We start from the raw sequence: 24,926 nt of genomic DNA on the forward strand, positions 1-24,926 counted from the left end.
ACGAAAAGGAAAAATGAGGAAAGGAGGTCTCTACCATTCGTGGTAGAGGATTGCTGCGGTGATCAGGATTCCGAGGATGAGTGCTGCGGTGATTCTTCCGGCAACGGTCTGTGTTGCCTCGAGTCCTGGAACGTTCGAAAAGAAGCTGCCTGTCGGTGTGTTGTCCTCTTCGCTGAGGATTTTCTGCATGACGCCGTCGTCGACGATCAGCATTGCCGACATGTTTTTCTCAATTTCTGTTCCTTCTGCCATGGCTGTGATCTGGATCTCTCCTCTCTTCTCGAACGGAACTCCTGCGTAGATGTATCCGTAACGGGTCTGTCCTGCTGGAACCGTCTTGCTTTCAGGTGTGACTGTTACCCAGTCAGGTGCCTGAACTGAAAGATTGTAGGTGTTTTCTCTTGTTCCGGTGTTGGTTAGTGCGATCTGGTAGATTGCTGCCTTATTCTCTCCTGCGGATTTCTCGTAGCTTACGAGATTCATCTCAAGGTCGTGGCAGTTTTCCTTGACTGCGGTAAGCGTTGATGTGCTGCTTGGAGCGTCAAAGGTTGCGGCTGTTGATGTAAGCGTTACGTTGTTCGCTCCCATCGCCATGTTTGCGGAGTTAAGCTCCAGTTCGACTTCTTCGGATTCCCCTGGGTCGAGTTCAACTGCGGAGTCGGAAAGATTTCCTCTAGTCGATGTAAGCGCGAAGCTTTCCTCTGCCTCTCCTGTGTTTGTGACAGTTGCGTCTGCTGTGAACTGTTCGGTTTCACAGACCGTTGTTCCGCTGTCTTCGAATGCTACGGTTGAGGCCATTCCGTTGTAAACCTCTAGAGTGGCTGAACCTCTGGTCGAGACATGGGATTCGGCTGTAACTGTTAACGTCTGTGTTCCGAGTTCTTCAGGCGTTACTTCAAGTGTTGTTGAAGCTGTCTGTCCTGATTCGATTTCGAAGTTTGTTTCTTCAAGATCTCCGACGTTACTTGTCAGTGTGAATGTGTCGTCTTTTGTTCCTGTGTTTCTGACTGTTACGCCGTACTCTGTTCCTGTGTAAGCTGCGGTTTCCTTGTTACCCGGTTGAATTGAAACTTGGGAAGCCCAGCATCTTTCTGCGTTAAACTCTACGTTGATAATGTCCTGTGCGTAGCTTGTCTTCGAGCTTGCGATAATGTTGAAGTTCTCCGTTGTTGAACTGTTAGAGGAGGCTACTACTTTGACGCTTCTGGTCTCGCCTGGCTCGAGTGCGATCTCGCTCTGTGTTAGCTGTCCGTAACGTGTTATAAGCTCGAAGTTCTCTGCCTGCGTTCCTCCGTTGGTAACGTCTACGTTGTAGACTGCTTTGTTCCCTAGACATACTGTCTGGGAGCTGGTTGTCTCCAGAGTTACATCGTGGTCCCGGATTACTTTCACACGGCCTTCGGTCGAATAGGTCTTCCCTGAAGCTCGTGAAGTAGCTTTTATGTCAAAACTGTATGTTCCTGCTTCCTGGTTCGGCTTCGGGTCGTACCATACGTTGACCGTGGCTTTCTGACCAGGCTCAAGTGTGTCTTCTTCAGGTACTCTTTGCGGCGCTATCTGTACCTGATCTTGGTCCGCGGACATCATGTAGACGTCCTCTGCTGTACCCGTGTTCTCGATCGTTAGCTCATACTGAGCGTAAGATTCGATCTCCGTCTGTCGTTCCGGGCTTGTAAAATATAGATCGGCTGTGCTTGCGGCAGCTGAGCCGACGAATAAAAGCATTATTACCGATGCTGCGATTGTTCTTCCTAAGTTGTCCATTTGTTTAATCACCTTGTGATAACATCACGCTGTAAGTTTTTTATATCAGTCGTTACCACGACGGGAACAATGAGCGGATTCGCTCATGCCACGTTACCTGCGGCTGGGTTGTTCCCTGTGCCTTTATCGGCACGTTCGTGGTTTGGATCTGCTCGCCGTTACGGCTTACTTCGATCTCTGTGTAGAACCGGCCTTCTCTTTCCGGTACGAAGTAAAAGTAGACCGTCTTCCGGTCTCCTTTCGCAAGCTCGAATGCCTTATCGGTGGTTGTGAACCATCCGTTCGGCAGTCCATCGACCGATACCTCATACAGCCCGCTGTCTTCCCTGTTGTTATAGACTTCGACTTTCACGAGTCCGTCTTCGGCACGTACCGTTGCGACCTTCTCAGGGAACGTATCGACCTCTGAACCTAACTCGAGGACTTCTATTTCCCGTTCCTGTCCGCTTCGTACCCCGTAGGCCGAGGCAAGTATGCCATAGGTATGTTCACCGGTCTCAACGGTGCTTGTATCGAAACAGACATCGCCTTCAGCGGACTTCGAGTCAATGACAGTGCCGTCTCTTACAAGCTGTACCTGGGGCGTTACCTGCGATTTTACCTCCGCACATACCTCGAACTCACGGGACTGGAAGCTTCTCTCCGGTAACTTCAAGGACGCAACGTTGACTGTAGGTATGACGTTAACCGAGGATCTCGCAGTTGCCTGACCTGCCTCAACTCTTATGTCCTGTCTTCCGGCGTTCGTCGGACGGACGAACAAGCTGTAGCGTCCGCGCCGATCCGTAGTTGTTTCACCGAGTTTTATTCCATCGACGAATACCTCTACCTGCTGTCTGCGATCTTCCGCTTCCACATAACCAGATACTTCGATGTTCTGGCCGTAAGTTATCTCTCTAGGTCTTACATTGACTGAGATATCGTCGGTGCTACCGCAGTCATTTACCTTTACTTCCTGAGTGAAACGTCTTTCTCTGCCGTTTTCAAGCATTAAAACTGCGTTGAACTCTTCGCCGCCGATGTTCTCGGCCGTAATACGGCGAAGCTCTGTTGAGTACTTATCTATCTCTATGTCTTTACCTGCGATCGAGCTTCCGGCCACAAGTCGCAACTCAAGGTGTTCGCTGCCTCCGTTGTTGGTTATACCTATTTCCGCGGTCAGATCGTCTCCGCGGCAGACGGTTCGAGGTATACGAGCGTAGAGTACTTCGATGTCTTCAGGCTCGCGTTCAAGCTCGAAGTCCAGGGTTTCTTCCTCTCCCTCTGAAAGCTCTATGTCCTCAGTTTCCGTCCTGTAGCCGGACTTCGAGACTGTTACCTCATAGTCTCCGGGTTCCAGATCAAAGTCGATCTCTCCATCCGATCCTGTCGTACCGGATTCATCTTCTGGGCCTTCTACCTCGACTTCCGCATCGAGTTCGTCCCCGTCCTCGTCTTCTACCTCGATTTCAAGGTTGGCTTCGTCTCCATCGTAGTCACCGTCTCCGTCGTCTTCCGTGGTCGTGAACTCGAATACCTCGGAGCGATGGTATCCGCCCTGCCCATCATCTGCCTTGATTCCCCAGACATAGACAGTATCCTCATCTAAGTCAACTGTCCTGGACTGGACTAAGTCAGTCATATCGGAGATATCATAGCTTTTTCCGTTATCCCAAGGCCTGTCGCCGTTGTAGTCTTTTTCCTCAACAACTAGCTTGGTATCATCCATCGAGGAATCATCTCCGTCAGTTATCTTCCATCTGAACCGGACATCCGGATCGACCTCCTCTCCGTCTTCAGGCGATCTAAGCTCGATCTCCGGCACGTCATCGTCAGATGTAACCGTATAATCGTATTCGTCTGTATCTGCGGCTCCGTCGTTATCAACCGCTCTGACCCTTGCCTCCTTCCGACCGTCGTCATAGATTCGCTTATAGACCACTGAATCGCTCGTAGTTCTATCCCAGTCGCCGTCGCCGTCGAAATCATATCTGTAGAAATCGATGAAGCCATCGTCATCATCCGAGTCCGAGGCATCGAACTTGAACCGCGTACCTGACTCAGCGCGGTCCGGAGTTACAACTAGATCAGCATGCGGATCCTCATTCCAATCAGTATCGTCTCCGTTACCGTTATCCTCGTCCTCACCGTCACCCTCATCTTCTTCCTCTGTTGTGAAACTACGGATCTCTGATTTAGCCGGTTCATCCCCATCGCCGTCATCAGCTTTTACCGCCCAAACATAGCTTTTCCCAGGATCCAGTAAAGCTCCAGAGAAATCGAACTGCTGAGCGTAATTCCGACCGGACACATACACATCCGAGCCGTACTCCGTTACCGTATAAGTTTTAGCCCGCTGGCCTTCACCGTAATAACTCCAAGGGCTGTCACTGCTACCGTGTTTTTCCTCTATAGCCAGCGTTACAGACTCCATAGCGTAACTGTCCTCATCAGTTACCGTAAACCGGAAGCTCGGATTCGTACCGACATCTTCCGCATCATTAGCCGGACTTCCAAGAGAAACGGAAGCATCCTTTCCCTGATCGGTTTCGCCATTATCTTCGTCCTCGCCCGAGTTAGAAATCCATTCGATAGTTATAGGGCCTTCTGTGTAAGTGCTACCGTCCCTGGACCTTGCTTTCGCCTTGAATTCGATCGTGGTTCCAGCAGGTTGAGACTCCTTTAATTCCACACTACAGTAGCCATCAGCACATCCAGAAGCCTGCATTTCCTCAGAGGAAACCCATTCTCCAGCGTCTTCCCGAGAATATATTCTGAGGTATTCTACCCCGTTAGAACGGTAAGTTGATGCCTCCGCGAATATATCAATTTTCTGATTCGAACCTAGTTCTTTATCTTCTTCAGGCTGTAGACCCACCGAGATCTGTGCTGTAGCTGTAGGCACCAAGATAAGAAGCACAAGAACAATCCTTGAGAATTTCACTGACACACCCCCTCCAAAGACCCTCTATAGTCCATAGAACCCTTGTAATCAAGAAGTCCATCCTGGAAAACATAAACATCCAAATCCTCGCCGTTCAGCTCGTAGAACGTATCTGAGACCTCAGCGTCAAGATCCAAAGTCTCACGGACTTCTTCGTCCGTCTTATCGCAAGGCGGACTACTCATATAACCCGCCCTAGGATCTTCCATGGCTCCCCATCCATCTATGTCGTCCTGACCAAATCTTACGCCACCCGTTCCCGGATGGTCTCCTTCAAAACTGTTGAAAAAGTCAGTTCCGATCAAACCACCAATAGCTGTTGCTGCTCCGGCCAGTACTGCTCTTCTAGTAGTAACTTTATCAGCAAACCAATCAAAACCCGCACTATCATCAACATCAACTCTGCTTAGACCTACATCTTCGAAGGGCATGTCATAACCATGACGTACAAAAGTAGCATCTATATCGTTTTCTGCCTGCCGAGCATCGCTTTTAGTATCATAATCCGTATTGTAATGTCTTTCTATATCTCTAAGACCTTTAACAAAATCTTGATGACCCATCCTATCAAGAACATCTCTTTGACGCTCAATCTCATCTCTCATATCCTCTATCTGATTGTTCGTCCTATCTCTGATACCTTCGAGCATTCTATCGACACCATCTAGAGAAGAGTCGACACCCGAAGCATGGCGGTCAAGATCATTAGTCATATGTTATCACTCTGTAGTAAACACTTATATGTTTTTTGAGAAAAAAGAAGAAAAGAAAATGTAGAAACCCGATTTAAAGATCTAGTCGGGAATCTGCTCGGTCCATTCGTGCTTCTGCGTGATCTAGTTCGTTGCTCATGAAGTCAATGTAGGACTCCAAATTGGATAGCTGAGTATCCATCTCGTTGGAGATCTGCTGAGCGTACTGTTCATGCTCGTCAACTCTATCTCGGACTTCGTCTTTCATATCGACTACCTTGTCTACAAGATCTTCGTACCTGTCAGCGAACTGTCTAGCCTGACCGTATCCAACCTCCTCCGTCATATACTGGTGGAGGCCTTCAATAGCATCAGCCTTGTTCAAATCGCCGTTTTCCACTCCATCTAGGATCCTTCCAATGTTGTTTGCGTGTCTGTCTAAATCGTTTGTCATTCTATTCTCACCTCCGTCTGTATCTGTTCCAGGGTTTTGACCTAACATATTTTCATCTGTAGGGTCGACATCGTTTTCTGTATCCTGTCCTGCCCTCGAGGCCGGTTCGTATACTACGTAACCTTCTCCCTGCTCGGAAAGCACTAGATCGGAGTCTTCGAAGCCCACATCAGATTCCGTGTCTTCAAGGAAACCTCTGTCGTCTAAAATAGTTCTTGCTCTGCTATCGCCCTCATCGAGGGCTTTGGCAATGCCTTTGGCAACAAGAGGCTCTATAACTCCATGGTATAGATGTACGACCATTACAAAATATCTACTACATCCAATCTTTATATTTGTCACCGCTAGGTGCTAACCTATCAGACCTGGTTTCTCAGCATTATATCCACACATACTCTCTGTGATGACGGTGAGCGTTCACCACAGACCGTTCTGTCTAAAACGTCGAACTCCTCTGCCAACGCCTCTATTTCTTGATCCAGAGACTCCCAGTTTCCCTCCTCTAGGAAACGGTAGTAATGAACCACAGCATTTTCAGCAGCCGAATCAACCGCCAGTGAAAGGAATTTATCAGCCATTCCGGGTAGAGGCATAATTATCCGATCGAACTTCTCACCTAACTCAGGGACTATCTCCTCTACATCGCCCTCATAGCCCTCAACTAAGCCCTCTAAACTGTTCAATTCGATGTTTTCCTCCAGATATTCAGCGGCAATCGGATTTTTCTCAACTGCAACAACTTTCTCTGGATTCGCATGTTTAGCTGCCAGTATAGCAAATGGTCCAACCCCGGCAAACATTACCAAGACCTTCTCCCCATCTTCTATCTGATCGATTACTCTTTTTCTCTCGGTTGAGAACCTTTCGGAAAAGTAGACCTTGGTTGGATCGACCTTCAGCCGGCAGCCAAACTCCTTGTGAACCGTCTCGGTTTCCTCGCCGTAAAGTTTCTCGTAGTCGCCCACTCGGAACTCTCCGCTCAAAGAATCTGTCTTCAAAAGTATTGTTTCTACGTTCGGATTCGAGTTCAGTATTCCTTCAACGGCCTCTTCTCTGGAAAGATCAACCAGCTCGTTGATAACCGCGATATCGCCTATTATCTCGAAAGACGGCAAGTCGTATTCTTCATCATTTCTTTCCTCTAGAACCGATACATCGACATTCAGCTGGTCTTTGACAGCTGATAACGGTTCGTCGACGAAAACAAGGTCTTTTTCCACAGATTCCATGACCTGTTTTTCACTGTGTTTTTCCGAGGAGAAAACCTGGATTTCGAAGCTTTGCCTCTCCTTCTCTGCTTTATACCCGAAACCTGTTTTTTCGACCTCAAAGCCCTGCTGCTCGAAGATCTGTCTTACTCGTTCCTCGAGCTGTGTCTGTTTCATAACTCTTAGGTACCAGTTACTAGATGAAATGCTTTATTTGGTTGGTCTCGGACTTGACGATGGAGAAATAACACAGAAAGGACTGAAAGCCCTGGAAAACGCTGAGAAAGCGTACGCAGAGTTTTACACTAACACCGAGACAGTCTCAGTAGAAGAGCTGGAAGAAAAGACAGGCACAGAGATAGAAAAACTCTCAAGAGAAAAGGTCGAACAGGAAGACATCATACTAGAGTCCGCAGAGGAGAAAGACACAGCATTCCTTGTTTCAGGCGATCCTTTAACTGCTACGACCCATTACGAGATAAAACACCGTGCGGTACAGAGAGGTATTGAGACAACCGTTGTTCATGCGCCTTCGATCTTTACAAGCATCGCGGAGACAGGTTTAAACGTTTACAAGTTCGGCCGAACCGTTACACTTCCCGAGGATTTCGCACCAGAATCAATAACCGAGCATATCGAGAAAAACGATTCAATCGGACTACACACACTTGTTTTGCTTGATATCAACTATGACGGCTCCAAGGCCGCAGACAAACTTGTCAAGATAGATGAAAGCTTGGAAGGCAGGAGAGCAGTGCTGGTTGAGCGTGCGAACGCAGATTCTATGAACGCGAAGGTTATAGAGCTAGGAGAAGAGTTCGAAACAGGAGAAACACCTCACTGCCTGGCAATCGTTGGAAAGACAGACCACATGGAAGAGGAGTTTTTGGAGAGTCACGATGGATAAGACTCAGGAAAAACTCGAGGAAGAAACCGAAAAATGGCTGGAAAAGCTAAACGAACGTATAGAAAAACGCGACGAATCCGTAGAACAGATGGAAAACGTTCTAGCATACAGAGACGATACAAGCCATTTCTTGGAGGAAAACGATTACATTCGGGCCTGGGAGTCGGTTATCTACGCCTGGGGGATACTTGAGACGCTTGAAAGGTTAGGCAGATTTAACTAATATCCACATCATCAATCACGAGTCTTGTAGGAGACTGTAACCGGAGAGCGGACGTACAGGTCTCCTCTGATTCTCTTAGACCGATATTCAACTGATTACGGGCAGGCGTATCCGTCCAGCTCGGCTGCGATATCTCAAGCCTCCAAGTACCCGTTTCCGAGACGTCATCATCGTAGTCAACGATTTCCTCTTGGCTGCCCCACCAGATACCGACTTCGCCAGGGTTTATCCCTGTATTGAGCTGATAGTCGACGCTGACGGTCTTGGCGCGACCAGGCTGAACTGTAACGGTTTTTCTGATAACTGCGTCACCGCAGAAACCGGTATCGCCGGAGTCAATGAGAACAAAGCTGTTATCACGTGGCGTTGTAAACTCCAGATAATTTTCTAACTGCGATGCCGTCTCCCAGTGTGGCTCCCAGTCGCTGAACTCTCCTCCTAGCTCCGGTTTATTTTCCGGCGGCAATCCTTTAGCAACCGCCTGGAAGCTTCTTTGTAAACTCACGGTACGTCCATCCGAGGTCTGAGCTTCCGCTTTAACTGTATACTCCCCGGAAAACTGAGGAGTGACTTCTTTAGAAGCAGTACATGTATTCGGATCCGGAGTGCCTTCACAGGAAACACTGCTCCGATCCCCAGAATGAGGGGTGCTTACCGTGAAAGTTATCTTCGAATCATCGTAGAACTTTTTCTCCTGGTTGCTTAGATCTCTTAGATCCGTTGCCTTGACACTCAGAGTGTTAGCAGTGTATAACGGAGTAGATTCTGTGAAAGCAGATGTTTCTCGTATGGCGAGTTCGCCAGGATTAGCTTTATCGTCGCCATTGTCATCAGATCTGCTTTCTCCATACCACACCTCATATGGAGTGGCAGACAGTTGCGAAGCCTTAGACTCATAGCAGGACCCAACCTGCTCATAATTTCCTTTAATAAAACAGTTGTAAAGGACGTTGAGAGTATCAACAGACCCCTCTTTAGGATTGGAGCTGCTTATGAAGCTATTATAGATCTGATTTAGAAAAGATTCGTCTATCGTAGTCTGCTCAAAACTATCCTGAGCTACAGCCGTGGGAACGATTAAGGCCGTCAGAACAATAGCTGAAATAACGAGCCGCTTCATAACCTCAATCCTCCTGACAGCCCAATTCATCATAGAAAGATGTTTCCACATCCGCATCATCTTGTTCTGCCTCGTGATATGCGGAACAAATTGTTTCAGCATTTCTGTCCTCAGCGTCACTTTCAGAGAGATAACCTTCTGAAACTAATTCAGCAACGCCGCCCGTTCCGGAGGCCGTATTCCAGAAGGCATCAATCTGTGCCTGCTCTCTTTCATCCGCCCAAGAGTCATAACTCCACGTCCAGCTCGAAGAGTCATCGCCGCTGTCCGGTGCGTTGAGACCTCCTTCTCCTCTGCCGTTGACTGTAACTGTTGTTGAGTCCATCATCTGGTATCTGTAGTCAGCTCTGACTGTGATCGGAAGTGTTAGCTGACCTGAGACGCTTCCAGGTGCCTTGATGTAGAAACAGTTCTGGGAGCTTGAGCGTCCGCCGATGAACTGGATCGGTGCTGAGGCCGCTGTACCGTAGTCTCCGTCTCTCTGTTCTGATACTTCGAGCGTTCCGGAGGTCTCTACGGATACATCGACTGAGTCTCCGACAATGTTTCCTGTACCTGCGTTCTCAGCTGTCACGCAGAACCGGGAGTTCTGTACGCTGGTTGAACCGCCCGTGCTGTAGTATACTATAGGATTCCTAGTGTCTGTCTCCAGTTGGATTGGCCCTCCCGAGTTATCGAGTGAGACCGATGATTTCGATGTACCGGTTTCCTGGTACTGGCTGCGAGACATCAAGGTAACGTCTGTGACGCCTATAGTGCTGTAATCATAGGTTACGTTCGCATTCATTGTGTAAGGAATTGAAAGACCCTGGCTCAGATCCGGAGCTGAAATCGTCGGGTGAATGGATCTCCGACCTGCCTGCTGACCCGTCTCCGGGTTTCCTGCGGCAACACGCAGGTTCTGCTGTTCGAAACCACCTTCCTTACTCCATGTACGTGATCCTTCGAACGGAATGTTTTCAATGCTCCAGTCGACGTTTGTGGCCTCACGTTCTCCTTTGTTAACCATTACAAGATCGATCTGTACCTGGGTCTTTTCAGGTACGTCGGCCGGGAAGGCCGCGAACTCATCTATGACAAGTCCTTCTGTCTGGGAGATTTGTACATCCGATGAGCTGTTTTCAGGATCTGTACACCCGGATGCTGCTACAATTATCATTAACGCTAGAACAATCTTGCTGTTGGTAATATTCACTGGCTTAAGACCTCTACATTCAAACTTGGCGCTTTCTGGTATTTATAGGATGTGGAGAAGATCAGGTTCCGTGTTGTCGAGGTCTGAGGGTTCAGAACACAGTTGAACTGAGCGCTCCCGCTTGGTTCGACCGCTACATCCAAGGAAAGTCTTCCGTTCTGTGGCTCTCTGCCGTCACAGCTCGCGATCATTGATGTAGGCGATATTTCAAAACCGTAGTTTTCCGATACTACGTGCTGGCTGTTCGCATCTATAGAGACCGTTACAGGAGATTCAATACCGACAGCTACAGGGCTTTCAGCTTTTATCGATGTCGAGATCTCGCCGTTCGAAAAACTGCTTGAGACCTGGCTAGTTGATTCTATTTCACGCGCTTCCTTGGTATGTATTTTCACGGGGCGGTCTGAGTTGGAAAGCTCGGAGCGGTATCTCAACATCAAGCCAGGCGAATACGACTTCGAGTTGAAGTTCCCTAGCTCTGATTCAGGTGGCGCCCGGACCTCCCAGCTACACTCCATGACACCCGGATTCCCATTTACAGGCTCAGGTAGCTCGGCAGCGCTACACCGCTGACTCCATGAACCGTCCTGGATTTTGAGCGCCCCCGTATTTACAAGCTTGAGGTCTGTTATCTCGGCTTGGGAGTTATAATTTTCTACCACCAGGGTTATCACCGCCTGTTGGTCGGCGTAAAGACTCTGGTCGTTTATCGAAAAATCAGCTATCTGGACCGCAGAACCTGATGAAGACGTCGGTGACGTGGAACCCGGCAAAACATCCGTACAACCGGATGCTGTAATCACCAATGCCATGAAAATTATTTTCTTATCCACGAGGATTCACCCTTACCGTTCTTGACGGCATATCTCTAGTATAAGTGTAGTTAACAGAGGCTTGAAGCTCCGAGACAATACTGGATGACGTACCAATGCTTACATCCTCGGATAGGTCCTGAGGTAGTTCGACGTTACATCTTATCGTCCTTGAGTTCGAATCTGTTAGCCGGAAAGCTTCTAGTTCATCGATATTACATTTTGTCTCATCTGCTATGTTTGAACTCCATTTTACAGCTCTCTCGTTTGTCACGCAGAATGCTTGCTGTCGTGTGATCATAGAACTGCCGCTGCCGGATCCGCATGCTCCTTCAACAACTTCTGTCGAAGTAACAGTCTCAAAACCTTCATCTATTCCGAATTCAGGAGCCTTGATCTGTAAACTTTCTTCTTTGATGTCTATTGAGCCTTGACCGGATCTACGATTCCTCATCTGCATCAACAACGTCACTGTCTTACTTCTGCCATCTTCAGGCATTGTAAAGACCGGTGACTGTCCTGAAGGCGACATAGTGGCAACCACAAACTTTAGAGGGCCGGAAGAGGATTCATAACCCAGATTTCTAGAAGCTGAGACATCAGAAGAACTTCTTAACTGGATTTGTCTGTAAACAGACGCAGAGTACTGGAAAGGAAGCCTGAACTCGACTTGGCATTCAGATCCTATGTTAAGTACTTCCCCGGACTGTTCAAGCTCCCAGTTCAAAACTATGTCCTCTCCTGATCCAAGACTTGTGCTGCCTGTTTTCTGGAAACTTCCCAGGTCGAAGAGGTACGGACAGTAGTTTGTAAGTATTTTCGAGCCTTTTTCTCCAATTTCTAGCTCAGCAGGAGCTTCTCCTATGTTCGATACCTTCATGTTTACGCCTACTGTTCCACCAGTGTATATTTCCCTTGCATCCGGCCTGAAGTTAAGGTAATCGACGTGTATTGCGCCGGTAGGTTCATCGGTTCCGGAGTCTATACAGCCTGAGGCAATTGCCGTCAGGGCTAGGAGACTTAAGGCTAGTATCTTCTTCACTATGTATGAGTGTTGTCTCCGCGGTTAAAAGCTTTCTAGCTCAGAAGTTCTGGAGACCTGTAGCGGACGAGTCAGTCTACTACAACCCTTTCAATACCGCGGTTTATTCACTGGCGTTCGCAGCCGCAGCTGCCTACATAGGCAAGCCTTTACTGGAAAAACTGGATGTCGAACTCAATAGAAAGTTCTTTCTATCCATAGCACCCTATATATTTCTTGGAGGCGCAGCCAGATCGCTTAAAGACGCTAATATAGTTAATACAATACTTCTAGAGACTCCGTTCATCTATCTAATGCTTTTCGGCTTTACGACAGCAGTTTTACTCGGTTCCCTGAAAATCGAGGAGTATTCGAGTCTTAGCTACAGCAAGGTTTTCGGTTCAATCGGCCTTATCAGCCTCATCGCCGTACTAAGTGCTTACAGCTACCCAAACCCGTTGGTATTTGTCGAAACCGGTTTGATTTTCGCCCCACTGGCTTTTCTATCGATTTACGGCCCGAGAGTTTTGGGATCAGATATAGACACTTATTCTTTCGGCATACCGGTATCCGCTCATTTTTTCGATGCCTCGACCAGTTTCGTAGCTCTGTCTCGTGGTGCGGCAGAGAAACACGTCTTAGCCAACTATTTTATCGATTTAATGGGGCCGGCAGGGATGTTCGTGATGAAGGCGCTGATCGTGATACCTGCTGTCTACATTATATGTATGGACATGGAAGGCGACGAGAGACGTTACTATCTTTTCCTGATCGCAGTTCTAGGATTTGCTCTTGGAACCCGGAATATTATTTCGGCAGCCGTAGTTGGCTGATAAGCCCTTGGATCGAATTATAGAGCTTACAAACCCCCATTAACTTCGGAAGGATCGATAATACCGGAACAGGAATTGTAAATCGACTCGCCGACGTACCTGCCCGGGTCAGCTCCCTCCTCACATTTTTGCCCGGAGATATGTAAGATAAGATCGGTTTCACCGTCCTCTTCGGCGCTTATTATAGAGTACTGCTCCCAGTTACCTTGCTCTATGTCTCCGTCCATATCCGGATCAAGCCGCCGCCATTTTGACTCGCTGAAACCTGTAGCGTTTCTCATACCGAAGTTACTGAGCGATACCGCCACATCACCTTCCTCTACAACTCCCCGTGTGATCGAACCCATAGTCGGATCCTGCCAGTCCTCTCCGGAAACAATCGTACAGCCTCCGTAAGAATCAACTCCCGTACAAGTAGTCTTGTAACTGTAATCCGGATTACTATCATTGAAATCAACAGTCACCAGCCGAGGGCATTCCATCTGACTACACGCACCTTGCGCATTCACGTTAAAGTTATCTAACGGCTCTTTTTCTGATACCGTGTAGTTAGCGCGGACTCTGTACGCCAAAGTCTCTCCTGTGCGGCTTATCTGATCCAAACTATCCTCATCCAGTAGCATACGGCATCCTAGAAGTGGAGGAGTATTGCTTTCAGAGTACCAGTAATCAATGTTTCCAATCTCCGGCTGGTAGACGACTCTGTTCTCAACTTCTTCCTTTAACGTCATCCTATCACCTGGCTCAAGATTATTGAAAGAACAGGAACTTGAGACACCGCGCGTATAACGAGAGTTGATGACCTCAACCCCTTTAATACGGTATCTGATGCCCGAATCATCAGTCTCCGTGAAAACATCCATTCCAAACGGCACAGGACTGCGACCACCGCTTTCTGTAAATGTTACAGGCGATTTAACGTTTACTGCTGCGCTTACAGGAGTGTCTGGAGCTTTAGATGGTTGAACTTCCTGCTTTATGTTTTCCTCAAGCATGTAATCTCTTGACATCGCATTAAACGTAACACGGCCTCCAGAATAGTAATCATACCTTAAACGAAGCATTATTCTACGATTTTCACCTAGAGCTGGCTGAAGCATCTCACAAGACTTGTAAGTAAGCGCAGAATTGTTTTTATACCTCAATCCATACTCCTCATGGTCTTTTACAGCTGTTTCCTCGATGAAATCCTCGTTAAGATCCATGAAACCTGATCCGGCGGTCGTTCCTTTCCTGATATCATCGCTCCTGCCATCGCCATCGACATCCGAGTTACCGAGATGTAACCAGCCGGTATCACAGTACGGGTTATCTACCCCGCGATCTCCGTCGATAACCTTGATACGGTATATGACGTCCTGAGCATCGATACCTTTACCGCCCTCCATATCGTTAGAGACCGTAAAACCGACAGGGATCGAGCTATCACGCGCCCTATACGACACATCTATGGAATCACCGTTGCCAACCCGGAAATTCTCAATCTCCAAGCCGTAACTCTGCCCTACTTCCTGTGCGCCCGGTCGCTGATCGGCCTGCCGCTGACGCATACAGCCTGGACCCTCTATGAAACACATCAACGACTCAATCGGACCACGGACCTCATTAGAAACCTCCTGAACAGTATCAGACTCCCCTGCCAAACGGTCGTCGGCCTGATCCAGACCAAACCCTGCGTAAGCCGTTAACGGATTATCCGTTACCAGACCTGCCGCCGAGGCAACTGTCGGAACAACCGCCAAAAGCACACCTATAACTACAACAGCAGTTACCCCACGGACAAGCCATTTCAAAGCCGGAGAACCATCCTCGCTCCTTAAATTATCGAAACCTACGTTATTAGCCGTATCTGAGCTTTTAGAGCTTGTAGGATCCATAAGATTCTTATCAAGCGTAGGATTATTATCGCGAATTTCTGCGCTTTCAAATACATCTATAAAACCTCCAGAAAGCAACCTGACGACGTTCCGGTCAACAGCATTCGGTAAAAGAAGAAATATTATTTGAATCATATTCAATCTCCCTATATCTAGCGGTTTAGCGCCCGTGGCTTTCATGAAATTCACTAAGAACTGCGGCACAATATCGAGACCTTTCAGTTCCATGATGCCTAATAAGAACCCTGCTGTTTCCTGATCAAAAAACGGGATAGGAATACACCAGAAAAGATCGCCCAGCCGGTCTTTAATCCAACTTGAAATAGTATCACTCCACCATTTCCGAGTTTACTCTGAAGTTTTCAAGTTCGAAGCTTCCATCGCTCCGGATTTCAAGAGAGTTCATGTCGTTTAGCTCAGAGTTGACTTCTATACGGTTTTCTCCATTACTTGGCGTGATGTTGTACTGTCGGTCGTTAAGTTCAAGGCTCATCGATCGCGGAGAACCAAGAAGACCAGTGTAATCAAAGCTGATCTGTTCGACCGTGTTGTTTCTTTCCGCATAATTTAGCTCGGACTGTGTAAGCTCGAACACTTCGTTTATGTTAACTTCCTGTGTTGATCCGAGGTACTGTACAGTTAGAGCTGCGTTTTCTATGTCGTAGCTGGCTTCTCCATCGGTTTTGAACTTGACTGTGTTTATTCCGTTACGTAGCTCTGCGTTCTGCGGTGTTATATTCACTGTCTGTGTGCTTCGGACCGATGAGAATTCATAGAGCTTGTTGTCGTTCACGTATACTTCAAGAGGTTCTGTTATGACCGAGTTTGCGATGTTAAAGCTTATCTGTCCGTTTACATAGTCTTGAAGTTCGTAGCCATACATTTGGAAGGTATCGACGTGGTCGTTGAATTTTCTGTCGTTTACTCGGACCTGTAAGTCTTCTATCCGATATTCTGTTGAGGAGAAGAATCCTCCTTTTGTAGTACCTATTTTGATTGTATTATCCCCGTTTTTCAGGACGCCTTCTGGTATTCGGATTTCAGGCGTTGCTTCCGTTACTAGCGGGTTCGAAAACACTCGTTGGCCGTTGGCTTCGACGTATAATGCGCCGTACCCTTCTTTCCCGAGGACTTCGAAGCTTACTGTTCCGCCTCGGGGCTGTGTTCCGTTGTAATCGAACTCAAGGCTCTGGGAGGAAAGCAACTCTGCGCTTACAGTTTCATCGTCACGTCTTTCGACTAGTATGTCGCCTCGGCCTTCTCCGACGCTGAAGCTTCCGAATGCGGATGTGCGAGAGGCCGGTTTCGCGTTTCCTAGTTCGCCGTAGTTTCTCTCTAGAAATACAATGTCTTCTGTAGTCCTCTGTTGTTGGTCTAGATTTACTGCTTCTGATGCTACGAATACTAGGCCGAATACTGCGAGACCTACCGCTATAACTGCGCCGAACTCCTGTCCCATAATTTTTCAGAGGTTCGCAGGTTTTTATTGTTAGCCAGCTCATTCTCAGATATGAAACTACTGAAAACCAATCGAGGAGACGGTTACGCCAGGATACGTGTGGAAAATGAAGACGATCTCTGGCAGCTTGAAGGCATTATAGGCAAGGGAGACCGGGTCCGGGCGCTCACTCAGCGAACCAAGATCGATGGACGGGAGAAAAAAACCTTGAACCTGACAGTTCGAGCGGAGAAAATAGAGTTACAGAACGACCGACTCCGGGTTACCGGGGAGATCCAGCAGGCCGGAGAGGAAGTCGAACACGGCTACCACACCCTGAATATTGAAGACGACGATGAGTTCGAACTCTGGAAAGACTTTTCCGATAGCGAGTGGGAGCATTTGAAGGAAGCCGAGGCCAAACAGTCCTACGAAGTTCTTTTCTGTATAGTTGAATCCGGTCAGGCCGATCTCTACCTGGTAAGAGAATCGGGAGTTCAGGACCTCTCGAAGCTAAGTGAAAACGTTCCCGGGAAGATGTATGGCGACCAGAAAGAAGGAAGTTTCCGCAACGAGTTAAAGCAGGTCTTGGAAAGAAGCGGAAAAGAAGTCGATAACCTCGTCCTGGCAGGCCCTGGATTCGAAAAACAGAAGATCTACGATCTTTTGAAACAAGAAATACAGCAGAAAACCCTGGTCCAAGACACCTCGGTTACCGGGCAAACCGGTTTCCAGGAGGCTGTAAAGCGCGGAGCGTTAAAACAGGTCGTGGAAGGCTCCCGGATAGAAGAGGAGACAAATGACCTAGAAGAGTTTTTCGATGAGTTACGCGGCGATGGAAACGCAGATTACGGCGTCGAGCGAATAAAGGAGCTTGCGGAAATGGGAGCGGTAGAAAAACTCCTGATAACAGTTCCAACCTTCAGAGACAACCAAGAACTCGTCAAAAAAGTCGAACAAGCCGGCGGATCGGTAAAAAGAGTTCACACAGATCACGAACCCGGCGAACGCCTCGAGAACCTGGGAGGAGCGGCCGCACTCCTACGTTTCAAGCCTTAACGTTCTGAACGAGCAGCAAGCGTCAACGGAACCTCAACCCGCTGCCCATCACGCACCACAGTCATGTTAACCGTCTGACCTACCTCCGTCTCAACCGCCAGATACTGTAGGATATCGTTTATCCCGCCGACTTCTCTGTCGTTTATAGCAACTATGACATCGCCTCCGATAACCATTTGACGCTCATTAATGTCTGTGGTCTGGTTGCCGGCTCGGAGACCTGCTTGATCAGCCGGGCTTCCTTCGACAACATCAAGAACCAGGAAACCGCGCGTATCCTCTAAATCCATTTTATTAGCTATCTCCGAGTTCACATCTATGCCTTCCACTCCTATCCACGGATGATCGAACTCTCCTTCCTCTATCATCTGAGGCACGATATTTTTAACCGAGCTAACCGGTATGGCGAATCCTACTCCGGAGAAAGTACCTGTATTGGTTTCTATCGCCGTGTTTACACCTATAACCTTACCTTCTGCGTTCAAAAGAGGTCCTCCAGAGTTACCAGGGTTGATCGCGGCATCTGTCTGTAAAACATTTGGTATGGAGAAACCTCCCTGTACCGGAAGAGTTCTGCCTTTCTGCGAGACAATTCCAGCCGTCATTGTGCCAGGAAGTCCAAATGGATTCCCTATAGCAACGGTAGGCTGGCCTACATCCACTGTTGAGAGATTTCCTAGCTCAAGAGGCTCAAGGTTTCGTCTTGAAACCTTCAAGACAGCTAGATCGCTGTAAGGGTCGGCTCCAATTTTTCGAGCATTGAATGCGCGTCCGCTGGAAAATACGACTTCCACACTGTCCGCGTTATCTACTACGTGTTCATTTGTTACAATATAACCATTTTCTGTGTACACAAAACCGCTTCCCTGTGCCTGTGCGTCTCCGTAAGCTCTTATTGACACAACCGAGCCTTCTACATCTTCAAATATATGGGAAAATCCCTGTGAGTCATTATAATGTATTACCTTCGTTGTTTTCGAGTCCTCGAACCTGTCTTCAAGTCGATCCATCTGCTGTTGGGCATGTACGTAAGCGACTGTGCCGCCTGCTACAGCTCCTAAGAGCAGCAAGATGGAGGCGATAGCGAAAAAACTTTGATCAGATTCACGGAGATTCATACCGTCTTATTCTGGCTTAACGGTTTTAACTCCCGCGGATTTATTTAACAGTCCATAGATCTAGTTAACTGTGAAGCTAAAATCGCTTGCTTTCGAACTGACTCCTCTAGGGAAGGCCGATAAGGAAGTCAGAGGTTTTCTGAAAAAGAGGCTTGCGGAACATCAGATGGAGCGGTACCGGGACGCATTAACCCATTACCGGCATATGAAAGCTATTCAGGCCAGTCTGAAGACTCTTTTCTACGCAAGTATTATAACCTCTGTAGCAGCCACTGTCGGCTTGGAGAGCGAAGCCAGTGTTGTAGAGCGACTTGCGTCGTATTTAGGTACGACAGCGATATTCGTACTGTTTGCTATAACCAGCTACATCACTATGATACGTAAGGAAAACTATCATGTACAGAGAGAGATTTTAATAGCTGAAGCTGCGACTTCATCGCTTGACAGTTAATTACAGCTCCAGACTCCTCTATTATTCAACTTTGCTCTGGTCTGGGCTTCAAGAAACAGAGATCTCTGTTTGAAACGCGACTCGTAGACCCGAGCGTAACCTTCTTCCACTAGCATGTAGTTAAAAGACGTTGAGCGATTCTCAACGTAGAGATAACCCAGTAGTCGGCCGTAAGTTCCGCGCTCGCCGTTGTGAGCCAATCTGACTTCCTGAGCTTCCAGTTTCTTTGCTTTCCTCGATGCTTTTTCCGCCCAGTTTGACAGACAGCGTCTGCCTTCTTCGGTATCAGGCACGTTGAACTCTTCAGGAGATACTTCAGTATGTATTTCAGGAGTATCGACGCCTATAAGCCGGACAGTCTCCACAGATCCGTTGAAACGGACATCAACAGTGTCGCCATCAGCTACGTCGACAACAGTGGCTTCCTGGCTTGCTATACAGCCAGACGCCATTACTAGTAACGCGATTAAAGCTATCTGAGTTCGTGACAGTGGCGGCACCTCGCCTCGTAGGATTCTTCTGCTCCCACAAGTATTGTCGGAGAGTCTTTCTCAGCAGGCTCTCCATCAACTAGACGTTGGTTTCTGGTGGCAACGCCACCGCATTTTACACATACCGCATTCAGTTTCTCGACTTCTTCTGCGATAGCACAAAGCTTTGGTAGTGGCGGGAACGGCTCTCCACGGAACGTCTGGTCAGTTCCTGCTAATATAACGCGTTTTCCTCCCTCTGCGAGGTTCTGGCATACCTCTACAAGTTCATCCGGGAAGAAGTTAGCTTCATCGATGATTACGACATCTTCCTTGAGGTCTTCGAAGTTTTCAGCGAGATCTTCTTCCGGTTCCAGAACTTCGGCTTCCAGGCTTCTTCCGACATGTGAGCTGATCTTTTCTTCCTCGTATCGGTCATCGATCGAAGGTTTGAACGCTTTGATGGAGTTGCCTGCGATCTCGGCGCGTTCAGCTCTTGAGATAAGCTCCCGGGTTTTACCTGAAAACATCGCTCCTGTAATCACTTCTATTCGTCCAGAGGACATCAAGCTAAAGATCAAAGCGCAGAGTTAACAAAGTTTCACTCAGCCCAAAGCCGGTTTTATCAGTACTATCGCATACATAACCGCGACACCAGTGAAAAATGATACCGCGAGATAGAAGTTGTTCAAGTGGTGTTCTTTGATCTCCGGGAAAAGATCGGTTCCTCCAATGTAGATCAAAGATCCGATCGCAACAGGCAGCAGAACCGATTCAACAACCGCCGATCCCTGGAAAAGCAAAACCACTCCTCCACCGAGAAGCATGAAAACACCGACACCGAAATTGAAAAGAAGTGCCTCCCTTTCGCTAAAACCACCGGTTACAAGCGTAGCGAAGTCCCCGATCTCCTTTGGAATCTTGTGAAGTATTATGCCGATCGTTGCGACTATACCTGCCTGCGTTGAGATAACAAAACCTGAGGCGATTATTATGCCGTCGAAGATGTTGTGGATGGCGTCTCCGAACAAGACCATGTAAGAAAACGGCTCCTTGTCGCTTTCGCTGTGATGGCAGTGCCAGTGAATTATTTTTTCAAGGAAGAGCATTCCTCCGATCGTCGAAGCGATCGTCAGACCGGTCAAGCGCGTGAAACCATACTTGTTGATATACTTGAAAATTAGGTGAATAAAGACTCCACCGAAGATCGCTCCCGTGGATAAAGCAATCAGGTACGGCAGAACGGCCTCCCGCTTTTCCGGGTTAAAAGCAAGCAGAAAAGCTCCTAGAGTGGCTAAAAGACTGGTTAATATTATTGCCGTTACGGCTAGTGCTGCTACCACAAGTTTAACATTGAACTATAGGTTTTATAGAACAATCATTAGGCGAACATGAAGACGTATTGAGCGTCAGGGGCGGGATTTGAACCCGCGTGGGAGCATACACCCCCAATGGCTTAGCAAGCCACCGCAATGGACCAGGCTATGCGACCCCGACTTGGTCTGCATCTACTTGTTTGGCAGTTAACTGTTTAAAATACCTGTAGGCCGGAAGTGTTTTTCGGCCGCCGGGTTATATAAAATTCTGAACTCTAAAACTTGTTTAGAGGCCGAGATTCGTGACAGAGAACATCATTGACTTCTCCGACATTACAGAAAAAGACGTATTTACGAAAGAAGGATCGTACTGCGGCGAACTAAAGGATATAGAGATAAACATGGGGAAGTTCGGCGTCAGAGCCGTAGTTGTAGGTGCTAAGAAAGGTAGCTATCTTGCCCAGAAAGTCGGCGGGGCGAAAAACGTTGTTATTCCTTACCACATGGTTGAAGCCATCGACGATATCGTGCTGATCAAGGATTTCCAGACAAGCGATGCTCAAAAGGAAGCGTAAATGGTTTTACAGTCCGCTACCGGATTAGCTTACGAAATCGTACAGGCAACCTGGAGGACCGCAACATTACTTGTACCTGTTTTCCTGACCTCCAAACTAAGTATTTATTATCTGAGAGAGAGCTATGATAGTTTAGAAGAAGCGTTGTCCGATAGTTCAAGAGAGTTCGTAGCAGTTCTGGCGTTGATAGGGACTCTTTCAGTCCTGACAGACATGGCGGTTCCTCGTTTCAAGCTAATAGGAGATATTATAGCAGTGCTTTACTTTGGATTTCTTTTCTGGAAGTTTTGATCTGGGATTCAAAGCTTTGATTTTACCTGCTCGTGCCAGTCATCCAGCGCGTCACGTGTCAAATCCTTGATATCATCGAGCGGAAGCGTGGTGTAAAGGTAGTATACTGTTTGATCTGTGCGCCCTTCTCTCATAATCAGGTCTTTTTCCATAAGCTCCTGTAAAGCTCTTTGAACAGTCGATCGGTTTCTATCAACTCTGGATGCGACCTCCTGTACCGTAAGCTTGTGGTCCTCTAACTCCTGGAAAATCGACTTCTGAAGATCGTTCAGGCCGAAAACTGTGAATATAACATCTCTATCATCCTTCCCCTCTAAATTCAACAACTCCATATCTACTCGTTGAAATCATTACAGTTAAAATTTAGCCCCCTGCTATAACATCGAAGACTCTAATCGAGTCACCGTCCTCAAGAACCCGACTTTTCGATACAACCGTTCCATCGATCGATACCAAGACCTCCTCGGAAGCAATGCCCTGTTCCTCAAGCAAGTCCTTTACCGTGGATCCGTCATCCAACTCGAGGTCTTTTTCGACTTCTTTTTCCAGATCATCTCTTACGAGAGTTATTTTGATCCAGGATCCCCTTTTTCTTCAATTCTTGATTTGTACTTGGCTAGAGATTTTTCCAAGGCTTCTTCAGCGTCAATCCCTAGATCAGAGGCAACTCTGAGAAGTGAGAAAAGAGCATCTCCTATCTCATCTTCTTTGACTTCAATTTCATCCTCTTTAACCCCATAACCCGCAGATTTAGCCGCATCCCCGGCTATTTCCCCTATTTCCGCAGCCAGATCAAGTATTCTGAACGCAGTCTTACCCCGGAGCTGGTTTTCACGGACAAACTCTTCAACACGACGCTGAGCATCTCTCATATTTCAAAGATCCTCAGTGATATTCAAATCCTTATTCATCTTCGACCTCCAAGACGCCGTTTCTGGCTGCATGGAAAACATATTCTAGCGCGTAGCCGGCATCGGAACCGAAGTACTCTCGGATATTAACGGAGGCTTCATCGTAGTCTTCAGAATGTAGCTCGGGGAACTGGGATTTCAACGCTTTTTTCGCCCAGGTATCCAGCGGCGCTGCCTCCGTAAAATCCTTTGAGAAAAGCAGCACACAGTCCGCTACCTTATCTCCTACACCGTAAAGTTTTTTCATCTCCTCACGCGCCTCTTCATAGCTCATATCGTCGAGATCGGTGTGTTCGAACTCTTCAAGTATTTTCATCGATTCTGCGATGTACTTCGCTCGGTAGCCTACGCCTATGTCTCTAAGCTCGTCCTCCGATAGCTCTAACAGTGTCTCGTGATCCGGGAACTTCAATAATGTCTCTCCTTTGTACTCGATTTTTTCTCCGTGTTGCTCAGCTATCTTATTAAACATTTTCTTGATACGTGGAATCCTCATCTGCGGAGACATCAGGTAGCTGATCAGGCACGGGAAAAACTCGTCTTGAATTATACGCAGGCCCTCGAACTCTTCTCTGGCTTTCTCGATCCTTTCGTCCTCTGGAAAGTTATCGAAGATCTTATCTACGTCTTTGTGAAGCCCAAGGGCTTCCTCGACCTCCTGTTTTTCCAGAGGAGTTTCTACAATTACTTTTCCGTCTTTTTCCTCAACTATAACAGGTTGGTCTTTTACAAAGCTGTAAAACCGTTTTTCGCCGTCTTCGTCGTAGAGCTGGCCTTCAAATCTGTGCCAGCAGAATGTCTGTCCACAGGTAAGTGTTTGTTCGAGATCGAAGGTTTCAGGATTTAATTCGTGTCTCACAGAAACCTTAGTAATCGCAAACTTTTTGTCTCAGTTCTTGCTGTACTTGAAGAAACCTGTCCCTTTCTCCTCGTCCGGAGTTTTCTTGACCTTTTTCGCATCTCGTTTCAGGTAGCTGCGGCCGCAGCGATGGCATTTAACCCGTTTTTGAGCCTTGGATCTCTGTGCGTAACCACAGTCCGGACACTGAAAGTAGACAGCCATACTATCTTCTTCGAACTGAAGTGTGAAAAGTATTTCAGAAATTGTTTTTACTCGCCGAGTTCTGCTTGAGGTTGTGAATAAGATAGTTTCTGATGCGATGGTCGGAAGCACGGCTGCGAGCCTTGGACTGATTGCAGTCCGGTTCAACGGGTTTAACTGGATTACATTGACCGCTATTCTTTACTTGACTGTATGTGCGACGGTTTTGGCTGGTTTTAAGGAACGTTCCGGTCTTTCAAGCGGTTTTCTTCACCGACTCGTACTTGTAGCGGAAGGCGAAGAGATGAAGATGAAGAAATTGGCAACAGGTGAAAAATATAAAATAAAAGGGGATTTGGAGAAGCTTCAGTAGCTTTTCTCAGCTACAAGCTCTCCGTCAGGGTTTCTGAGCTTTGCTGTGTCTCCTCCGTTCTCCCATGTAAGTCCTGTGTCTGTGATGCCGTCTGTATCGATGTCACTCGAGTAGATTCTGACCGACTCTCCGTTTGAGACCGTAACGTCTCCGAGTTCGGCGAACTCAGGGTTATTATTCCCGAGCTCCCAGCCTTCAAGATCGACTGATTCTCCGTTGTTAACAAGTACAACGTGTTCTCTGGTGTTGTTACCGTAGCCAGAACCAGTTGATTCGTTGGCTCTTAGCTCTAAGCTACTGGAAACTGTACTGGAGCCTTCTCCGAACTTTTCTCTCTTTCTGTCGATTTCTGCTTTTTTCTTTTCAAGTAGCTCCTTGAGATCTTGACGGGCGGATTCAACAGCTTCTCTGTCAGCGCCTTCGAAGCTTGTGCTTACGGTTCCTCCGGCACGTACTTTTCGAAGTGTGCCACTAGGAGTTTCAACTTCTTCAAGTACTTTCTGGGGTGTTTGAACAAGCTTCATCGAGCCTGTAGACGTTGAAAGCTTCCAGACTGTCTTGCCTGCTTGTTTTTCCACCTGTAGCCTTGAAGCGGCAGACTGTACCGTGGCATTTGCCTCTTCAGGCCTGACGTTGGTTGTAAACTCCGTGAAAGCTGTCTGTACCTGAGCTCTGAATCCATCAGTGCTTACGGTCTTCGAGACTTCACTTGTCGTCGAGTTATCGGAGATATTAGGCATCTCCGCACTCATTGCGGAAGGCTCGACCGCAGTCTTTGATACTGCGGGTATAGAGACCAGACCTACTAGAACCGATGCAGCGGCTGCTGCCTGTACAACTGATGTCATCAAAA

The 24,926-nt window shown here is 47.6% G+C and carries 29 protein-coding genes and 1 tRNA gene; 8 read left to right on the forward strand and 22 right to left on the reverse strand.

Annotation, left to right across the window (positions count from 1 at the left end):
- Nucleotides 1–30: 30 nt before the first annotated feature.
- The 5 genes from SVXnc_RS05150 to SVXnc_RS05170 all read right to left on the reverse strand — a co-directional run bounded on the left by SVXnc_RS05150 (nt 31) and on the right by SVXnc_RS05170 (nt 7,218).
- Entirely contained in the window at nt 31–1,764 is a 1,734-nt protein-coding gene (locus tag SVXnc_RS05150) for a hypothetical protein (RefSeq protein ID WP_347721848.1), read from the reverse strand.
- Nucleotides 1,765–1,816: 52 nt separating this feature from the next.
- Nucleotides 1,817–4,687 (reverse strand): carboxypeptidase-like regulatory domain-containing protein, encoded by a 2,871-nt coding sequence (locus SVXnc_RS05155; RefSeq protein ID WP_347721849.1) that lies wholly within the window; start codon nt 4,685–4,687, stop codon nt 1,817–1,819.
- Nucleotides 4,684–5,400 carry a hypothetical protein gene (locus SVXnc_RS05160; RefSeq protein WP_347721850.1) on the reverse strand — a complete coding sequence of 239 codons (717 nt, stop codon included), beginning with the start codon at nt 5,398–5,400 and terminating at the stop codon, nt 4,684–4,686. The genes SVXnc_RS05155 and SVXnc_RS05160 overlap by 4 nt, the downstream gene beginning before the upstream one ends.
- Before the next feature lie 73 nt (nt 5,401–5,473).
- Complete coding sequence (locus SVXnc_RS05165; RefSeq protein ID WP_347721851.1) at nt 5,474–6,136, reverse strand: hypothetical protein; 663 nt, start codon at nt 6,134–6,136, stop codon at nt 5,474–5,476.
- Between the two features lie 56 nt (nt 6,137–6,192).
- Nucleotides 6,193–7,218, reverse strand: a complete 1,026-nt coding sequence (locus tag SVXnc_RS05170) for a class I SAM-dependent methyltransferase (RefSeq protein ID WP_347721852.1) — start codon at nt 7,216–7,218, stop codon at nt 6,193–6,195.
- A gap of 28 nt (nt 7,219–7,246) precedes the next feature.
- Between SVXnc_RS05170 and dph5 the strand changes: the two genes are divergently transcribed.
- Nucleotides 7,247–7,948 (forward strand): diphthine synthase, encoded by a 702-nt coding sequence (dph5, locus tag SVXnc_RS05175; protein WP_347721853.1) that lies wholly within the window; start codon nt 7,247–7,249, stop codon nt 7,946–7,948.
- The gene (locus tag SVXnc_RS05180; RefSeq protein WP_347721854.1) at nt 7,941–8,171 is read left to right on the forward strand and encodes a DUF357 domain-containing protein; all 231 of its coding nucleotides are present in this window, start codon (nt 7,941–7,943) and stop codon (nt 8,169–8,171) included. Before dph5 ends, SVXnc_RS05180 begins: the two co-directional genes overlap by 8 nt.
- On the opposite strand, the gene SVXnc_RS05185 is transcribed toward SVXnc_RS05180, so the two are convergent.
- The 4 genes from SVXnc_RS05185 to SVXnc_RS05200 all read right to left on the reverse strand — a co-directional run bounded on the left by SVXnc_RS05185 (nt 8,164) and on the right by SVXnc_RS05200 (nt 12,340).
- Complete coding sequence (locus tag SVXnc_RS05185) at nt 8,164–9,027, reverse strand: hypothetical protein (protein WP_347721855.1); 864 nt, start codon at nt 9,025–9,027, stop codon at nt 8,164–8,166. The genes SVXnc_RS05180 and SVXnc_RS05185 overlap by 8 nt on opposite strands.
- A gap of 268 nt (nt 9,028–9,295) precedes the next feature.
- Nucleotides 9,296–10,486 (reverse strand): hypothetical protein, encoded by a 1,191-nt coding sequence (locus SVXnc_RS05190; protein WP_347721856.1) that lies wholly within the window; start codon nt 10,484–10,486, stop codon nt 9,296–9,298.
- The gene (locus SVXnc_RS05195) at nt 10,483–11,319 is read right to left on the reverse strand and encodes a hypothetical protein (RefSeq protein ID WP_347721857.1); all 837 of its coding nucleotides are present in this window, start codon (nt 11,317–11,319) and stop codon (nt 10,483–10,485) included. The genes SVXnc_RS05190 and SVXnc_RS05195 overlap by 4 nt, the downstream gene beginning before the upstream one ends.
- Complete coding sequence (locus SVXnc_RS05200) at nt 11,312–12,340, reverse strand: hypothetical protein (protein WP_347721858.1); 1,029 nt, start codon at nt 12,338–12,340, stop codon at nt 11,312–11,314. The genes SVXnc_RS05195 and SVXnc_RS05200 overlap by 8 nt, the downstream gene beginning before the upstream one ends.
- Nucleotides 12,341–12,345: 5 nt before the next feature.
- Here SVXnc_RS05200 and SVXnc_RS05205 point away from each other — a divergent pair, with 5 nt between their 5' ends.
- On the forward strand, nt 12,346–13,152 hold the full coding sequence (locus SVXnc_RS05205) for a DUF63 family protein (protein WP_347721859.1): 807 nt from the start codon (nt 12,346–12,348) through the stop codon (nt 13,150–13,152).
- A 26-nt stretch (nt 13,153–13,178) separates the two neighbouring features.
- Here SVXnc_RS05205 and SVXnc_RS05210 read toward each other — a convergent pair whose 3' ends face one another.
- Nucleotides 13,179–15,257 (reverse strand): hypothetical protein, encoded by a 2,079-nt coding sequence (locus tag SVXnc_RS05210; RefSeq protein ID WP_347721860.1) that lies wholly within the window; start codon nt 15,255–15,257, stop codon nt 13,179–13,181.
- A gap of 100 nt (nt 15,258–15,357) precedes the next feature.
- Nucleotides 15,358–16,488, reverse strand: a complete 1,131-nt coding sequence (locus SVXnc_RS05215) for a hypothetical protein (protein WP_347721861.1) — start codon at nt 16,486–16,488, stop codon at nt 15,358–15,360.
- 51 nt (nt 16,489–16,539) lie between these two features.
- Here SVXnc_RS05215 and SVXnc_RS05220 point away from each other — a divergent pair, with 51 nt between their 5' ends.
- Nucleotides 16,540–17,526, forward strand: a complete 987-nt coding sequence (locus tag SVXnc_RS05220; RefSeq protein ID WP_347721862.1) for an mRNA surveillance protein pelota — start codon at nt 16,540–16,542, stop codon at nt 17,524–17,526.
- Here the strand turns inward: SVXnc_RS05220 and SVXnc_RS05225 are convergent.
- Nucleotides 17,523–18,644, reverse strand: a complete 1,122-nt coding sequence (locus SVXnc_RS05225) for a S1C family serine protease (RefSeq protein ID WP_347721863.1) — start codon at nt 18,642–18,644, stop codon at nt 17,523–17,525. The genes SVXnc_RS05220 and SVXnc_RS05225 overlap by 4 nt on opposite strands.
- A 70-nt stretch (nt 18,645–18,714) precedes the next feature.
- Between SVXnc_RS05225 and SVXnc_RS05230 the strand changes: the two genes are divergently transcribed.
- On the forward strand, nt 18,715–19,095 hold the full coding sequence (locus SVXnc_RS05230; RefSeq protein WP_347721864.1) for a hypothetical protein: 381 nt from the start codon (nt 18,715–18,717) through the stop codon (nt 19,093–19,095).
- Here SVXnc_RS05230 and SVXnc_RS05235 read toward each other — a convergent pair.
- The 4 genes from SVXnc_RS05235 to SVXnc_RS05250 form a co-directional block, all read right to left on the reverse strand.
- A complete protein-coding gene (locus SVXnc_RS05235) occupies nt 19,092–19,547 on the reverse strand; it encodes a thermonuclease family protein (RefSeq protein WP_347721865.1) in 456 nt (151 codons plus the stop codon). The genes SVXnc_RS05230 and SVXnc_RS05235 overlap by 4 nt on opposite strands.
- A gap of 20 nt (nt 19,548–19,567) precedes the next feature.
- Nucleotides 19,568–20,143, reverse strand: a complete 576-nt coding sequence (locus SVXnc_RS05240) for a thymidine kinase (RefSeq protein ID WP_347722426.1) — start codon at nt 20,141–20,143, stop codon at nt 19,568–19,570.
- 27 nt (nt 20,144–20,170) lie between these two features.
- The gene (locus SVXnc_RS05245; protein ID WP_347721866.1) at nt 20,171–20,908 is read right to left on the reverse strand and encodes a ZIP family metal transporter; all 738 of its coding nucleotides are present in this window, start codon (nt 20,906–20,908) and stop codon (nt 20,171–20,173) included.
- A gap of 64 nt (nt 20,909–20,972) precedes the next feature.
- Nucleotides 20,973–21,062, reverse strand: a tRNA-Ser gene (locus SVXnc_RS05250).
- A gap of 121 nt (nt 21,063–21,183) precedes the next feature.
- On the opposite strand from SVXnc_RS05250, the gene SVXnc_RS05255 reads away from it, so the two are divergent.
- Nucleotides 21,184–21,456, forward strand: a complete 273-nt coding sequence (locus SVXnc_RS05255; RefSeq protein WP_347721867.1) for a PRC-barrel domain-containing protein — start codon at nt 21,184–21,186, stop codon at nt 21,454–21,456.
- On the forward strand, nt 21,457–21,747 hold the full coding sequence (locus SVXnc_RS05260; RefSeq protein WP_347721868.1) for a hypothetical protein: 291 nt from the start codon (nt 21,457–21,459) through the stop codon (nt 21,745–21,747).
- 8 nt (nt 21,748–21,755) lie between these two features.
- On the opposite strand, the gene SVXnc_RS05265 is transcribed toward SVXnc_RS05260, so the two are convergent.
- Genes SVXnc_RS05265 through SVXnc_RS05285 form a run of 5 tightly spaced genes read right to left on the reverse strand, consistent with a single transcriptional unit; the run spans nt 21,756 to nt 23,721 of the window.
- Nucleotides 21,756–22,079, reverse strand: a complete 324-nt coding sequence (locus tag SVXnc_RS05265; RefSeq protein ID WP_347721869.1) for a helix-turn-helix domain-containing protein — start codon at nt 22,077–22,079, stop codon at nt 21,756–21,758.
- A 31-nt stretch (nt 22,080–22,110) separates the two neighbouring features.
- A complete protein-coding gene (gene thiS, locus SVXnc_RS05270; protein WP_347722427.1) occupies nt 22,111–22,323 on the reverse strand; it encodes a sulfur carrier protein ThiS in 213 nt (70 codons plus the stop codon).
- The gene (locus tag SVXnc_RS05275; protein WP_347721870.1) at nt 22,314–22,619 is read right to left on the reverse strand and encodes a MazG nucleotide pyrophosphohydrolase domain-containing protein; all 306 of its coding nucleotides are present in this window, start codon (nt 22,617–22,619) and stop codon (nt 22,314–22,316) included. The genes thiS and SVXnc_RS05275 overlap by 10 nt, the downstream gene beginning before the upstream one ends.
- 31 nt (nt 22,620–22,650) lie before the next feature.
- Nucleotides 22,651–23,517: a DNA-3-methyladenine glycosylase family protein gene (locus SVXnc_RS05280; RefSeq protein ID WP_347721871.1), complete on the reverse strand. Its 867-nt coding sequence runs from the start codon at nt 23,515–23,517 to the stop codon at nt 22,651–22,653.
- A 30-nt stretch (nt 23,518–23,547) separates the two neighbouring features.
- Nucleotides 23,548–23,721: a hypothetical protein gene (locus SVXnc_RS05285; RefSeq protein WP_347721872.1), complete on the reverse strand. Its 174-nt coding sequence runs from the start codon at nt 23,719–23,721 to the stop codon at nt 23,548–23,550.
- Nucleotides 23,722–23,794: 73 nt separating this feature from the next.
- On the opposite strand from SVXnc_RS05285, the gene SVXnc_RS05290 reads away from it, so the two are divergent.
- Entirely contained in the window at nt 23,795–24,073 is a 279-nt protein-coding gene (locus tag SVXnc_RS05290; RefSeq protein WP_347721873.1) for a hypothetical protein, read from the forward strand.
- Here SVXnc_RS05290 and SVXnc_RS05295 read toward each other — a convergent pair.
- Complete coding sequence (locus SVXnc_RS05295) at nt 24,067–24,921, reverse strand: lamin tail domain-containing protein (protein WP_347721874.1); 855 nt, start codon at nt 24,919–24,921, stop codon at nt 24,067–24,069. The genes SVXnc_RS05290 and SVXnc_RS05295 overlap by 7 nt on opposite strands.
- Nucleotides 24,922–24,926: the final 5 nt, after the last annotated feature.

The organism is Candidatus Nanohalococcus occultus (assembly GCF_029207735.1).
In the GTDB taxonomy this organism is placed as follows: domain Archaea; phylum Nanohalarchaeota; class Nanosalinia; order Nanosalinales; family Nanosalinaceae; genus Nanohalococcus; species Nanohalococcus occultus.